Genomic DNA, 13,758 nt, shown 5'->3' on the forward strand with positions numbered 1-13,758 from the left:
TGAAAAAGCCCTTGATTACGGTGGGAATATCGTTAATGAGCTGACAGGCGTGAACGATGCAAAACGTGCCGCAACAGGCGTCGATCCGATCACAGGTGAAGAACTCACCGCAGGACAGCGAGTCGCCGCAGGCGGCATGGCAGCAGCAGGATACATCCCGATTGTCGGCTGGGCAGGACGTATTTTCAAAGGCGGAAAAGCCGTCTATAAAACGACTCAAGCCACGTCCGCCGCAGTCAGAGCAGTCGACATCTATAAGACGTCACAAAAGTCCTTTGATGCTTTAAAAACATCGCAAAAAGGCTTATACGGTCTTACTGCGACCAACGGCTTCAGCGAAGCGATTACGGGTCGAGATATGTTTGGAAATAAGATCTCGAAAGAACAGCAGGAAGCGAGTATGAATGCGGCGCTTGCAATGCTTTTACCGTTTGGATCGAAAGGTTTTCAGGGGAAAATGGGGGTAAAGGGTGCTGGCAAGAGCACTGATATCCCTTCTGTTAGAAATAAAGAATTTAATAAGTGGTTTGATAAATTATCTGTCGATGAATTTGAGAAAGCGTGGAATGTTCCTGCTTTGAGAAGTAAAATTGAGGATAGAATCAGACAACCAGGAGGCTACCACGAGTGGCATCTTGTAGCAAGAACACCTCAATTTAAAAAGTGGGATGTGAGTATGGATCGCATAAAAGAATTGAGGACGCTAACTAAAGATGTTGAATTTGTCAATCCTCCTGGACGGCATGGAGGACGGGGCTCTACTAAAGCACATAATGAAATATTAAAAATTATTGATAATGCTCCTGATTATGAAAGTTTTGTTAGAGAGTTAAATGAATGGGCGAGTAAACGAATGAAAAATGGAGTTCAGGATTTACCGGAAGGGCTAAGGAGGTAATACAATGAAAAATGATGTTTCTTTGTGGTTGGGAAACTTTAGTGATTTTGATGAGGTGGAAAATTACACAAAAGTTATGTATAACGATGATGGTGATAGCATTCCATCTGTTTTTGAGAAAGAATTTAAACTGGGTTACTATGATAGGAGTTTAATTGAAAAGGATTGGATTCCAGAAGCTGAAGATGATTTAAAAGAACTTCTGGTTGATTTCTCATATGATGATCAATTGATAAAACAATTTAATGATATCCAATTAAACTCTAAGTATAATACCATTATTTTAATTTATAATTATAATTATGAGAAAGACGGTTTGGCTGTTAATTCAGTAAATAAAGGTGAGTACACACTACAGTTTATTGGTACAGCAGAATACGTAGATTGATTAATATAAAGCACTTACTTGCTCAGATGGCAATGGATGCTTTTTGACGTTCTTTCTCTAGGGGGAAAAGCTCATGATTGTATACATTGGACCAGTTGAAGAATCAGTTGAAAACCCAGAAGAAGAATTTATTAAAAATATTTTCTTTGAAAAAGAAGCGGATTATTGGAAACAAGGAAGTGGAGATTCTTGTTTTGAGATAGAAGGAGAAGATGAATGGCTTATTTTCTTTTATGATGAGCCATATGGATTCTTTATCATGAGACATCCTAATTATTTAGTCCCTTTGAAAAAGGATGTTGAAATAGAAACAATAGAGCATTTGGTTGGTGGAGAACCAATGAAGGTACCATCATGCAGTTATGTAACTCGAGAAGAAGCATATAGAATTGTTCACCACTTTTTAAGTACAAAAACTATGCCTGATTTTGTTGAATGGGTTGATTTATATGACATCGATTTTGAATATGATTTTTAAAACTAGAGTGTCCATCTTTATGGGCACTTTTTTATTTGCATTGCAGAGGCCGAGAAAAAGCCGACAAAAGGGGGATTTTTTTTCCTGAGTGGATCATCGTATGATAGAGACAAGCAAAACGAACGCATTGAGCACTATTGAGAAGCAAACTTCTGAATATCTAAGAATCAAAAAAGATCAAGAAGAAGCTCGCAAAATTGCAAAGGAACAAGAAGCACTCGCCAACCGTCCGTGGTATGAAAAAGCTCTTGATTACGGAGGAAATATTATCAATGAATTGACAGGTGTGAACGATGCAAAAACGTGCGCAACAGGTTTCGGTCCGATCACAGGTGAAGAACTCACCGCAGGCGGCATGGCAGCAGCAGGATATATCCCAATCGTCGGTTGGGCAGGACGCATTTTCAAAGGCGGAAAAGCCGTCTATAAAACGACTCAAGCCACGTCCGCCGCAGTCAGAGCGGTCGACATTTACAAGACATCACAGAAATCTTTTGACGCCCTGAAAACATCTCAAAAAGGATTATATGGACTCACCGCCACAAACGGATTCAGCGAAGCGATTACGGGTCGAGACATGTTTGGAAAAAAAGTCTCGAAAGAACAGCAGGAAGCAAGTATGAATGCGGCGCTGGGGATGCTTTTGCCGTTTGGGGCGAAAGGATTTCATGGGAAGATGGGTGTAAAGAGTTCAGGTATACCTAATATTTCAAAAAGGCATGATGAAATTGCTCATAAAAGTTATTATGGTAGAAAAGATTTTAGAATAAAGATAAATAGTGCAGTATACTCTCATCATGATAATAAGCATTTAAAGGCTAGAACTGCTGAAGAAGCGAAACGTTTTAGCGAAACCGGAAGACGAAATGCTCAATACCTACCTGAAATAAATAATAAAGTGATAGAAAAAGAAGCTCTTCAAAGAGGGCATATCATTGATAATGGCAATAATAATTTTTACTTCATTTATGATACTGGTAAAGTTGTTGGTTATGATAATGGAAAATCTACTAGTTGGATTAGAGGAGAACTAACGAGTGGTAATGTGTATCACGGTCATCCAATAGTTGGTGATAGATTAAATAAGTATTTAAACAAATTAGGAATAAAATAACTATAAAATTAACAAAGAGGTCGGATAAAGATGAGAAAGCATGTGAAACTTAATATTCCGGAAGTAAACATCCATCCCTTGAGGATAACTGAAGGTTGGAATGTCCGTTATAATCATTTTTGGGAAATTGACCCTAGAAAGTTAGAAACAGAAGATGAAAGATGGTTTATGTTCACTGAAAGTTTGTTACAGCTTTATCATGAGAAATCATCAATAACATTGGACTTAGGTTGGTATCCCGATTTATCTTCAGATGGCAACTATCTTGTTCTAATAGTTAAAAATACAGATTGGGACAATCCTATTCAGGAGTTTAGCTCTGATGACTATAGCAAAGTGATAGATTTTATAGAATTTCATTTAAAAGAAATTACATCTAACTGGTGGAAATAAAACTGTATGTATTTCTACGAGTTTAATAAAGCTAGTACTCCTCTGTTTTGCCGTTTCTAAGAGCAGTACATGCTTGATGGTGGTGGTCTGATAATGAATAAAAACCAAACAATGCTTAAAAAGAAAAATATGTGGAACCATAATTGGAGCATTAAAAATGTATATAGAACTGGATAAGCTTTTATCCGCTGATACAACGGTAGACTCTTGGTACGATGAAGGGTATATACTAGTAAGTGAGATACTCTCGTTTTTTAGCCTAAACGATTGGGAAGAACTATCAAAACAGGTACTCCATAAACCAATAGAGTGGCAGCGGAAAATTGCGTACTGTCTCGATAATGAGTGCAATGAATATGAGCTTCATATTTTATTGGATTTGCTGAATACTAATGATGTTGAATTATTTGAGATTTGTATTGATACATTACGAAGTTATCCTATTGAAGAGGGTACAAAAATAGTACTGAAACATCCTCAGATTACAGAACGTATAAATCAAATGTTGACTACTACTGCAAACCTACCAGCAAAGACAATTCTTCAAGACTTCATTTCAAAAATACATTCAAATTAGTCTGTTATTGCTGAAATTTAATGATGAAATAAGATCTTGAATGGTTTTAAACTGATCAAGATTATTTAATTTACACTGATGAAAAATGGCACATTGTAAAAAGAGTAAGTAGGAATGTATTTATTCGGGATTTTAAACAACATAAGATTCATTATTACGTACATTTAATTATACAAAGTCCCCATTTATATTGATTTCCTAGATTTATATCCGGAAATTTTGAAAAAAAGCATAGTTATCTAGAAATCAGTTCATTACACCATGTAGCCTGGTGGAATTTTCAAGGGGGAGATGTCTAGAGAGCAATGTTTATACGCCTTGTGGAGGTGCTCCTATGAATAATAAAGGAAAAACAAAAATCGAAACCTTAAAAAGAAAAAGCAGAAGAAAGCACTTAATAAACGAATTAAGCTATATGACACTTCCAGAACCCCCTTTTTTGGAGGTCGAAGAGAATCAATTTTTTTGTCAGAAGGTATTTACTTTCCTGCAATCAAGGGAACATAAAAGTCAAATACATGGAGACAACTATCTAGAGCATATTGAAAAGTCTACACAAATGTTAAATGAAATGGTCGGGAGGATAAAAGAGACTCCTAAACAAGGGAGATTGCTTTTTTTCCGAGATCATGAAATTGAAGCGCTTTTAGTGAATGTGGATGAAGTGTTTCATCATTTAAATCAACTTCTTGAGCAAACCAAATTTTTAAGTGGATACGGAGATTTCATTTTAATAGCAGAGGATTTTCATTTTGGATTATGCATAGAGCGTACAGAATATTTTTATGAGTTTAGTTTTTGGGGAATGTGAGTTTAGATCAAGCTTCATTTCAAAAAATGACAGGGATTTTTCTCTATAACCATTTCCCTCAAATTTAAGCAATTCACTATCATTACCTTTCACATTCATATAAAATAAGAGCTAGTGAAAATTTGAAGAGATGCTTGATAAATGAAGGGCATGTAAGCTGTGAGCCGCATGAAATGATGAGTTGTTTCAAGTACGTGAAGGTTGCAAAGCTGTTTCTCCTCACGCATGAATCTTGTAAGCGTAACCATTATTTGTCACTTCATTGCAATGTGTTGAGGGGTGTGTCAGCATGAGGAATCCGTATTTGAGAACGGCTTCTAGTCTTTATATCAATTATTTTTTATTAGGTATGGTCAATATTATTTTGGCTTCTAATATGCCATTTTTGATCAAACAATTAGATACAAATAGTGCGGGGATAAGTTATATGATATCTGCACTCGGTATTGGCAGGGTGCTCACGTATGGTCTATCGGGCGTACTGTCAGATCGTTTTGGACGAAAGCCGGTCATTTTGGTTTCCGGGGTGCTGATGGCGGTGTTCCTCATCGGAATCCCATTGTCTCCGAATTATCAAATCGCGTTTGCGTTTGCGATTTTGGCAGGGGTGGCGAATTCGGCGATGGATGCAGGGACGTATCCGGCTTTAATGGAAGCTTTTCCTCAAAACTCGGGATCTGCAAATGTGATGGTGAAGGCGTTTATTTCGATTGGGGCGACCATTCTGCCGCTCGCTATTTTCTTTTTAGCAGAGCATGATCTGTTTTATGGATTTGCGTTTTTTGTACCTGCTTTTATCTATTTAGTGAATGTGATGATGCTGTGGACATTGCCATTTCCGAATCATCGCAAGGTGGAGCAAGTTCAGGTGACGGAGCATGATGGACTTCCGCGCTTCTCATCAGAGCCTACGTTTTGGAGAGAAGGAGTCGCACTGATTGTGATCAGTTTTACATCAAATGGTCTGTACGCCTTGCCGCAAATTTGGCTGCCTACGTACGGTGAGGAAATATTGGGAATGGCTTCTGGCAGTGCTGTGAAGCTGCTTAGTTACTATAGCATGGGCGGTTTGCTGTCTGTCTTATTGCTCGCATTTCTTTTGCGCCGCATTGTTCGTCCGGTCACCGTGCTGCTACTCTATCCGATTATTACATTAGCCTCTATCTGTGTGCTATTGGTCGTGAAGTCTCCAGTCATCGGGACCGTCAATGCATTTGTATTGGGCTTTTCAACAGCGGGTGTCTTTCAGCTGACGTTAACCGTAATGGCTGAGTTCTTCTGGAAAAACAAAGGGACGATGACAGGAATTATCTCAACAGCAGGCGGAGTGTCCGCTATTGTGATTCCAGTCGTCACTGGTTTGATCGAAACCCACTCGACCATTTTGCAAATCTTTATATTTGATGCGGGTGTGGCTGTTGTGGCGATCATCGGCGCAGTGTATATCCTTTATCGATATCGCCGTGTGATGATACTCGAATAAAAAAAGACGACTTCCAAAGCGGAGGTCGTCTTTTTTCTGTGTTTCGTTTAGAAACGGTCATTTTCAAACAGAATTTGTTTGACTTGTTCAACTGGCATATCCTCGCCAGTAAAGAGTTTGTACGCAAGGGCACCTTGCCATAGCATCATGCCAAGACCGTTAATCGTTTTGACACCAGCTTCTTGTGCTTGAGCAAGAAGTTTTGTTTTTTGCGGGTTGTAGACGACATCTGTCACGATTAAGTCTTTGCGTAATACATCAAGGGTATCGTCAATAATGCTGAGCTCATCTAATGGTTTCATGCCAAGGCTTGTCCCGTTTGCTAAGATCGCACTTTCAGCTACTTCACGACGGAAAGCGTCTTTGTCTTCAAGTGGGAAAATATTCGCTTTGACACCGAATGATTTCATTTCGTTGTTGATGTAATTTACATTTTCCTCTGCTTGAACAAAGTATTGATCATTACGAGCAAAAATACTAATTTCACGAATACCTGATTGTGCAAGCTGAATGGCGATCGGTGTTGCAGCGCCGCCAGATCCAACGAGTGTAACCTTTTGTCCAGCTAATTCAACGCCGTGTTCAATTAAGTTTCTTACGTAACCAAGACCATCTGTGTTGTAACCAACCAGCTTGCCATCTTTGTTCACAACTGTGTTGCTTGCGCGAGTATATTTTGCAGAATCATCTAGTTCATCTAAGTAATCGAGTACTTTCATTTTGTTCGGCATGGATACGTTAAATCCAGCTGCACCCATTGCTTTCATCCCGTTTACTGCTGCTTCTAGTTCATCATTTCCTACCTCAAAAGCAAGGTAAGCATAGTTGATTCCTGTTAGTGTATAGCCAAGGTTGTGCATCCGTGGTGACAGGCTGTGTCCGATTGGTGTTGCAAGAAGACCGACTAATTTTGTTTTTCCATCAATATTACGTTCGTGTATGTTTGTCATGATTGACATCTCCTTTAATTATCTAAACAATTTTTTCATGCGTCGTAAAACAAAGACTGCTAACAATACGCTGATGACCGCAATGATCATATCGAAAAATAAAGTCATTTTAATATCGTACGTGCTGACGAGTCCGCTTGTAATCAGCGGAACAAGGATAAACGCTGAGCTTGCCGCAATGTTGACATATGATGAAGCCGTTGCTTTGTTTGTAGGGAATAATTTCATCATAATACTCATCGCCAACTGGAAAATGCCGGCTGTAAATAATCCTAAGAAAAAGGTACTAACAATGACAATGCCGTACGTTTCGATTTGAAATAATGAAAGCATGGCAAGGAATGCCCCGATTGGGTAAATAATGGCGACCATAATCGGTGAAATGAATTTATCTAATACGATTGAAAGCAATAGAACAGATACGAGTGCACCAATACTAAAATAAGAAAGAAGCTGTGTCGCTTGTCCTGAGCCAAGCCCAATCAATTTCAACCCGAGCTGTGGAAGCCAAGTTTGCCATACGACAAATAATGCAGTAGACGTGAATCCCATAAGTACAACAGCTAAACCTTCACCAAACATTTTCGGTTCTTCCTTCATTTGCTCTTGAACGGGAAGATCGTTTTGAGAAGCCGTTTGCTTATGATTTGGGAACGGCATAAAGATCAAGTAAATGCCTACAAGTAAATAAAGAAGTCCTAGCCCAAAGAATGCCCAGCCCCAGAAGATGTCATGTGCAATAAGGAATGCCAAGATAAATGGAAGAACAGTCGCACCAATTGATACAGACGCCTTCACTAATACAGAAGCTGAACTTGCTTTTTTAGGAAATGATTCTGTCAAAGCAGGATATGTTCCTGAATCAAGCAATGAGTTTGCAATCCCTGCGGAAATGGCGAAAATGAAAGCCAATGTATAATTGGTCGTTATTGGAATCCCAATTAAGAATAATAAGTAGAGAAAGTTACCTGTAATAATGACAGGTTTTCGCCCCCAGCTGTCTGCCAGCCGGCCAGAGAAAAAGAGAGCAATTAATTTACCGATCCCGATTGCTGAAACAAGCAAGCTGATTTTTGGAATATCTACATGGTAGCGTTCAGATAAGCTTTCCATGTTTGATGCCACAATAATATTGATCATGCCTAGCATGAAATAGTTTAAGTACATGCCAAGTGATGATTTAATGTATGGATTTTTCATGTTCCCACTCCTATATTTGAAACCCTGTTCGGGCCAAATTCTTGTTACCCTTTGTTATTTCCTTAAACGTAAATAATATTAAGTCCATCACAACACCCCTTGTGTGATAGATGAAAAAAATAATGAATATTCATCTGTTCTTCAAATAAGTACATCGTTCTACTAAATGATTAAAAATAATAACAGTTATCATAAGTTGATGGACTTCCTCGATTTGATCAGAATCAAAAGATCCATCTTTAACTGTAGTTGATATGATAAATAACGATATGTTCACAAAAGGTATAACGATATACTAAAAGAAGCAACGAGATAAATATACTCCTGTGTATAAAATGTGTCAAGTTTATGACTTTGCGATTTAAAAAAAGAAAAATGTAATAAAGAAATAGTTGACTTGCTCAATAAAAAGAGGAGAATCGCTTTGCAATTCTCCTTTCAGCGTGTAGACAAACCCTCGCATTCTTTGTCAGTCCTGTGCGCTGGTACTCACGAATGTCAAATTCGCTCCGTGCCAGTGCTCGTCCTTCCTAGACTGCAAAGGTTTTCTATCACGCTGAAAAGAAGACAAAGGGCTAAAATAAAGTTCATTTTAGCCCTTTGTCAACAATCTGAAAGGAGAATCGCTTTGCAATTCTCCTTTTCATGATCATGTCGAGGTTTCTCGAATATGAAGTTGAGGCTTTAATATTAACCGCTGCAGTTCTTCATCTTGCTCGTTCATTTTATGATACAAAAGGTTGGCTGCTTTGACTCCAATAGATCGTGGAAATGATGAGACTGTGGTGAGCGGCGGGTGATACATCTCCGCTTCAGGGATGTTATCGAACCCAACTACATCAATGTCTTCACCAGGCTTGATGTCACGCGCTGCCAATTCTTGAATCACCCCAAACGCCACTAAATCACTGAAGCAAAAAATAGCAGTAGGTGGTTCGGGAAGGTCAATCACTTGGGCAAGGGCTTCTTTCCCGCCTTCACGGGTAGGCATCATATCGATAATAAGAGATTCATCCATCGTCAGGTCCTCATCATCATGGGCTCTTTTGAACCCTTTCATCCGTTCAATCCAAGTCGAGGAGGATTTGACTCCGCCTAAGAAAGCGATGCGGCGATGTCCTTTTTGAAGAAGATGACGGACCGCCATCCAAGTACCTTGTTCATAATCAACGCCGACATAATCACAATGGACATCTGCTAATTCACGGTTTGCCAATACTTTTGGTGTGCGAATGTTGTTTAATTGTTTCACCGTTCGTGTCGAACTTTTCGATGCTGGATTTAAGATGATTCCACCCACTCGGTGCTCTACCATTGTGGAGATGAGCCGCTCCTGCTTATCCACACTATCAAAGGTTGTCCCAAGTAAAACGGTATAGCCAAGTGACTCAAGGGTGGTTTGCACACCGATTAAAAATTCAGAAATAAAGGTGTTTGAAATATCCGTGACAATCACACCTACAATATTTGAACTTTTCGACCGCATGTTGGCAGCGACGCGATCGTACACGTATCCCAAATCTTCCATGGATTGCAGCACTTTTTTCCGGGTGGCTTCAGAGATCCTAGGGTTGTTGCGAACAACGAGTGAGGCCGTTGAAGTCGATACACCGGCATGCCGAGCGACTTCTTGTAATGTCACACGCTGTTTGTTCATTTTTTTCATTTGTCTTCACCAACTTCATTGGATTGCCTAACTATGGTTCATCATCAAGATGGATGTCTCCACCAAACGAGCCGAACATTCTTTGTTTCATTATACCTTAATCAAGGGGTGTTGATGAAGTGATGTCATATCAGCTTCAGATAAGGAGGAAACAACATCTTGAAAGATTACCATTGACAGCTTTCTTTTAGAGGCGTAAAATATAAAATTATTCAGAAATAGCAACATTTAAAGTAAATATCGAAGGCTATGATTGCTGTGGGTCACACTATGGCAGGAGCAGCTTCTGGAGAGACCGCATGTATGTGCGGCGCCGAAGGGTTCACAATCTCAGGCAAAAGGACAGAAGAGTACGAAATATTGTATTTGTGATGCATGGATCATACTGTGTATTGCTTTTCTCTATTTTGCTATTCTTTTATGACCGTGAGATTGGAGCGCATCCAATCTCTTTTTTTATGGACTTTTAGAGAGTTCATTATTTCAGTATAGGATCGTGTCGTAGGAGGGTGTTGAAATTGGCACAACAAGAGTTAAAGCGAGATTTATCAAACCGTCATGTTCAATTAATTGCCATTGGCGGAACGATTGGAACTGGGCTGTTTTTAGGGTCTGGAAAAGCCATTCAATTGGCAGGACCATCGATCATTTTTGCGTACTTAATTGTCGGAATGGCCATCTTTTTTGTCATGAGGGCACTTGGAGAATTGCTCTTATCTAAGGCGGGCTATCAGTCTTTAACGGATATAGCAGAGGATTATCTTGGACCATGGGCTTCCTTTGTGACAGGATGGACGTATTGGTTTTGCTGGATTATGACAGCGATGGCGGATGTTATTGCGGTCGGGGTGTATGTGCAGTACTGGTTTGATATTCCGCAGTGGATTCCTGCTATTATTTGTTTATTGATTTTGCTAGGATTTAATTTATTAACGGTGAAGCTTTTTGGAGAAATGGAATTTTGGTTTGCACTTATTAAAGTGATTACGATATTACTGTTGATTGGCGTTGGAATTGTCCTGTTAATCATTGGTTTTCAAACAGATGCAGGGCCCGTGACGGTAACGAATCTGTGGTCACACGGAGGATTATTTCCAAATGGTGTGACAGGCTTCTTATTGTCATTCCAGATGGTGATTTTTGCGTATGTGGGCGTGGAACTTGTCGGTGTGTCAGCAGCAGAAACAGCGAATCCGCAAAAAAATATCCCGTCTGCGATTAATAAAATTCCATTAAGAATTCTCTTTTTCTATGTAGGTGCGATTTTTGTATTACTATGCATCAACCCATGGACAGAACTCAGTGCATCAGAAAGTCCTTTTGTGAAAACCTTTGGGCTCATTGGGATACCAGTAGCGGCGGGACTCATCAACTTTGTCGTCCTGACATCTGCGGCGTCTGCTTGTAATAGCGGTATGTTCTCAACGAGCCGAATTTTGTATAATCTCAGTCATCAAAAACAAGGACCGGCATCTTTTGGCCGACTAAATAAGCATGCTGTTCCAAGTAATGCCCTGTTTGTGTCGACGATTGTGGTGTCAGTAGGGGCTCTTTTAAGCAAGCTGATTCCTGAACAAGCCTTTGGTATTGTGACTACGATCAGTGCCATTTGTTTCATTTGGGTATGGAGTATTATTTTAATATGCCATCTGAAATATAAGAAGACACGTCCTGAACTGCATAAGGCGTCTACCTTTAAAGCGCCATTTACACCTTTTGTGAATATAGCGGTTCTTGTGCTCTTTGCTTCCATTCTTGTCATCATGCTTTTCGCTGATGCTACACGTCCAGCGCTGTTATTGACACCCGTATGGTTTGGGTTCTTATTTTTGATTTATGCAAGAAAGAAACGCCGTGCTGTTTAATGGAAAAGCCGTAATAGGCTTTTTTTTTTGAATCCTTTTTTCTTATGAATCGTAATAATCTTAGAAATATTTAGGGAGAGGAGGATAAGATTGGGTATAATATTATTTGGTGTTATTTTTATACTTCTATTAATACCTGTAATAATAACAAGTTTATTTTATATGGAAAGGTATTATAAAATCATTTTGAAGTTTTTCCGTGGTGTAAATTGGAGAGGAATTAACTTTAAAGGTAACTTAAAATGGGTTGATTTAAAAAAATTAATAAAGAGAGCTGTGATAAAATCTCTCTTTATTAATAGTTTGCGGAAACTTACTGTTTGGGGGATCCTTTTTTCGTTTTTCCTTCTTCTATTTGTTCAGCATTTTAAATTTGAAAAGTTATATTTTTATGTTGGATTATTATTTCTGATTCTTGTCGCTTTCCTTTTAGCATATAAAAATGATAAGCAAGAGGTCAATGTTGCACAATACGGTACTAAGCTAAGTATAATGATATTGTATCCTCTTGTTCTTTTATTAAAGTTTTTAGAGAATGTGTCTAACGTTAACATGATAGCAATAATAGTTTTTTTTACGGCTTTATATTCTTATTTATTTCTAAAAAGTGTAATGGACATTTTTAAATCTACTTTTATGCATTTAGCAAATTTCATTTTTATTTATGTCTTTTTTAATTTTATCATTGGTGCTGTTTTCGGGTCTTTTTACATTTATAATGATCACTTCGAATATCATTATAGTGGTGAGTATAAGGGTGATGGCACTCTTTTAATCTTATATAAAGGATTAGAACCCTTTTATAATTACCCGATCATCCAAGTTGACGAGGGGAATATTGCATATATTCCAATGTTTGAATTTATTATAGGCAACATCTTTAATATTATTCTTGTTGGTATATTTATTTCATATTTTGTAAATAAATTATCAACTAAAAATGAAAGAAGTTGATCAACTCATTCATTTCAAATTGAATACTCCGCCATTTACTCAAAGCACAGCCTTTTTAAATGGCTGTGCTTTTGCTTATTTAACGATTTCGAATCTTCAACATATAGTATGCATTCAGAATGATCAGAACAAGTCCAATGATGATGATGGAGAAGAGCTGAGAGTGATTGGCGCCAAGAGAATAGACAATCAAAATAAACATGGCACCGGTCAATAAAATATTCATCATTTGAAAAGTGTGAAAAAGCCCATCGAGCATCACATGCTTTTCGCCTTCGTCAGAAATGGCGAGCAGTTTTTTGCCATAATCTTTATCGGATGGACTAGGTAGATGACGATTAGGATAGACGAGCTTTAGGACAGAGATCGATGCATAAGAAAGAATGACGGTGATCAAAAATAAGGCAGCATTTGCGAGAATCAGCCAGAGTGGTTGCTCGGTTACGATGGAAATACCAATTGCAATAATCGATAAAATGGTACTCACCGTATTAGCTAACGTTACATCAGTAAAGGTTCGGTACTGTTTTACCTCGAGTTCATCCTCCTCATCACCAGATACTGAAAGAGAGACTCTTTTCTTCATGCGCGAAATGCCTGAAAAACAATAAATGATGAATAGAACTGTCAAGCCAGTGATGACAAGAGTCGCTTCAAATGCTGTCTGCAGAAGTGTCATCTCAAATTCGGATGCCAGCAAACAGTAAGCACCGAGAAAACCAAGGAGAGCACCTAAGAGCATTTTGTATACAGTTTTCATGTGAGTTCATCCTCCTCGAATAGAAAAATTTGTTCAATGGGTTCTTGAAAAATACGTGAAAGCCTCATAGCAAGTAAGAGAGACGGCATTAATTCATCTCGTTCCATTAAGCTGATCGTCTGGCGGGAAACCTTTGCCCGTTTCGCAAGCTCCGTTTGGTTTAAACCATCACGTGCTCGCAACTCTTTTAGCCGATTTTTCATTCTGTCACCTCAACTCTG

The 13,758-nt window shown here is 38.7% G+C and carries 14 protein-coding genes, 1 pseudogene and 1 riboswitch; of the genes and pseudogenes, 10 read left to right on the forward strand and 5 right to left on the reverse strand.

Annotation, left to right across the window (positions count from 1 at the left end; genetic code table 11):
- The 8 genes and pseudogenes from ACTJJQ_RS09035 to ACTJJQ_RS09070 all read left to right on the forward strand — a co-directional run.
- Positions 1-898: pre-toxin TG domain-containing protein (locus ACTJJQ_RS09035; protein WP_440600127.1), on the forward strand; the 898-nt coding region annotated here is incomplete at its 5' end.
- Positions 899-902: 4 nt separating this feature from the next.
- Positions 903-1,286 (forward strand): immunity 22 family protein, encoded by a 384-nt coding sequence (locus ACTJJQ_RS09040; protein WP_135010081.1) that lies wholly within the window; start codon positions 903-905, stop codon positions 1,284-1,286.
- A gap of 73 nt (positions 1,287-1,359) precedes the next feature.
- Complete coding sequence (locus tag ACTJJQ_RS09045; RefSeq protein ID WP_135010079.1) at positions 1,360-1,764, forward strand: hypothetical protein; 405 nt, start codon at positions 1,360-1,362, stop codon at positions 1,762-1,764.
- A gap of 124 nt (positions 1,765-1,888) precedes the next feature.
- Positions 1,889-2,878, forward strand: a pseudogene (locus ACTJJQ_RS09050) (pre-toxin TG domain-containing protein); the annotation flags it as partial.
- 30 nt (positions 2,879-2,908) lie between these two features.
- The gene (locus ACTJJQ_RS09055) at positions 2,909-3,271 is read left to right on the forward strand and encodes a hypothetical protein (protein WP_375805778.1); all 363 of its coding nucleotides are present in this window, start codon (positions 2,909-2,911) and stop codon (positions 3,269-3,271) included.
- 157 nt (positions 3,272-3,428) lie between these two features.
- Entirely contained in the window at positions 3,429-3,848 is a 420-nt protein-coding gene (locus tag ACTJJQ_RS09060; RefSeq protein ID WP_317328349.1) for a hypothetical protein, read from the forward strand.
- A gap of 334 nt (positions 3,849-4,182) precedes the next feature.
- Positions 4,183-4,659 (forward strand): YxiF family protein, encoded by a 477-nt coding sequence (locus tag ACTJJQ_RS09065; RefSeq protein WP_065461421.1) that lies wholly within the window; start codon positions 4,183-4,185, stop codon positions 4,657-4,659.
- A gap of 289 nt (positions 4,660-4,948) precedes the next feature.
- Positions 4,949-6,142 (forward strand): MFS transporter, encoded by a 1,194-nt coding sequence (locus tag ACTJJQ_RS09070; RefSeq protein ID WP_317328347.1) that lies wholly within the window; start codon positions 4,949-4,951, stop codon positions 6,140-6,142.
- Between the two features lie 47 nt (positions 6,143-6,189).
- Here ACTJJQ_RS09070 and ACTJJQ_RS09075 read toward each other — a convergent pair whose 3' ends face one another.
- From ACTJJQ_RS09075 to ACTJJQ_RS09085, 3 genes are all read right to left on the reverse strand, one after another.
- The gene (locus ACTJJQ_RS09075) at positions 6,190-7,092 is read right to left on the reverse strand and encodes a quinate/shikimate dehydrogenase (RefSeq protein ID WP_317328346.1); all 903 of its coding nucleotides are present in this window, start codon (positions 7,090-7,092) and stop codon (positions 6,190-6,192) included.
- Between the two features lie 18 nt (positions 7,093-7,110).
- Positions 7,111-8,292, reverse strand: a complete 1,182-nt coding sequence (locus ACTJJQ_RS09080) for an MFS transporter (RefSeq protein WP_024720467.1) — start codon at positions 8,290-8,292, stop codon at positions 7,111-7,113.
- Positions 8,293-8,941: 649 nt separating this feature from the next.
- Positions 8,942-9,958: a LacI family DNA-binding transcriptional regulator gene (locus tag ACTJJQ_RS09085; protein WP_281201135.1), complete on the reverse strand. Its 1,017-nt coding sequence runs from the start codon at positions 9,956-9,958 to the stop codon at positions 8,942-8,944.
- Between the two features lie 276 nt (positions 9,959-10,234).
- A riboswitch (glycine riboswitch) is annotated at positions 10,235-10,314 on the forward strand.
- Positions 10,315-10,476: 162 nt separating this feature from the next.
- Between ACTJJQ_RS09085 and ACTJJQ_RS09090 the strand changes: the two genes are divergently transcribed.
- On the forward strand, positions 10,477-11,823 hold the full coding sequence (locus ACTJJQ_RS09090; RefSeq protein WP_326114769.1) for an amino acid permease: 1,347 nt from the start codon (positions 10,477-10,479) through the stop codon (positions 11,821-11,823).
- A 90-nt stretch (positions 11,824-11,913) separates the two neighbouring features.
- A complete protein-coding gene (locus ACTJJQ_RS09095; protein WP_440600128.1) occupies positions 11,914-12,777 on the forward strand; it encodes a hypothetical protein in 864 nt (287 codons plus the stop codon).
- 79 nt (positions 12,778-12,856) lie between these two features.
- On the opposite strand, the gene ACTJJQ_RS09100 is transcribed toward ACTJJQ_RS09095, so the two are convergent.
- Together ACTJJQ_RS09100 and ACTJJQ_RS09105 are read right to left on the reverse strand one after the other, a co-directional pair.
- On the reverse strand, positions 12,857-13,537 hold the full coding sequence (locus tag ACTJJQ_RS09100; RefSeq protein ID WP_440600129.1) for a DUF3169 family protein: 681 nt from the start codon (positions 13,535-13,537) through the stop codon (positions 12,857-12,859).
- On the reverse strand, positions 13,534-13,740 hold the full coding sequence (locus ACTJJQ_RS09105; protein WP_025208285.1) for a helix-turn-helix transcriptional regulator: 207 nt from the start codon (positions 13,738-13,740) through the stop codon (positions 13,534-13,536). Before ACTJJQ_RS09105 ends, ACTJJQ_RS09100 begins: the two co-directional genes overlap by 4 nt.
- Between the last annotated feature and the right edge of the window lie 18 nt (positions 13,741-13,758).

This window comes from Bacillus sp. 22483, from assembly GCF_052044605.1.
Classification (GTDB): Bacteria; Bacillota; Bacilli; order Bacillales; family Bacillaceae; genus Bacillus; species Bacillus altitudinis.

Bases quoted from the DNA above. Each gene is read 5' to 3' on its own strand.
- ACTJJQ_RS09040 (WP_135010081.1), top strand. From the start codon at position 903: ATGAAAAATGATGTTTCTTTGTGGTTGGGAAACTTTAGTGATTTTGAT.
- ACTJJQ_RS09045 (WP_135010079.1), top strand. From the start codon at position 1,360: ATGATTGTATACATTGGACCAGTTGAAGAATCAGTTGAAAACCCAGAA.
- ACTJJQ_RS09055 (WP_375805778.1), top strand. From the start codon at position 2,909: ATGAGAAAGCATGTGAAACTTAATATTCCGGAAGTAAACATCCATCCC.
- ACTJJQ_RS09060 (WP_317328349.1), top strand. From the start codon at position 3,429: ATGTATATAGAACTGGATAAGCTTTTATCCGCTGATACAACGGTAGAC.
- ACTJJQ_RS09065 (WP_065461421.1), top strand. From the start codon at position 4,183: ATGAATAATAAAGGAAAAACAAAAATCGAAACCTTAAAAAGAAAAAGC.
- ACTJJQ_RS09070 (WP_317328347.1), top strand. From the start codon at position 4,949: ATGAGGAATCCGTATTTGAGAACGGCTTCTAGTCTTTATATCAATTAT.
- ACTJJQ_RS09075 (WP_317328346.1), bottom strand. From the start codon at position 7,092: ATGACAAACATACACGAACGTAATATTGATGGAAAAACAAAATTAGTC.
- ACTJJQ_RS09080 (WP_024720467.1), bottom strand. From the start codon at position 8,292: ATGAAAAATCCATACATTAAATCATCACTTGGCATGTACTTAAACTAT.
- ACTJJQ_RS09085 (WP_281201135.1), bottom strand. From the start codon at position 9,958: ATGAAAAAAATGAACAAACAGCGTGTGACATTACAAGAAGTCGCTCGG.
- ACTJJQ_RS09100 (WP_440600129.1), bottom strand. From the start codon at position 13,537: ATGAAAACTGTATACAAAATGCTCTTAGGTGCTCTCCTTGGTTTTCTC.
- ACTJJQ_RS09105 (WP_025208285.1), bottom strand. From the start codon at position 13,740: ATGAAAAATCGGCTAAAAGAGTTGCGAGCACGTGATGGTTTAAACCAA.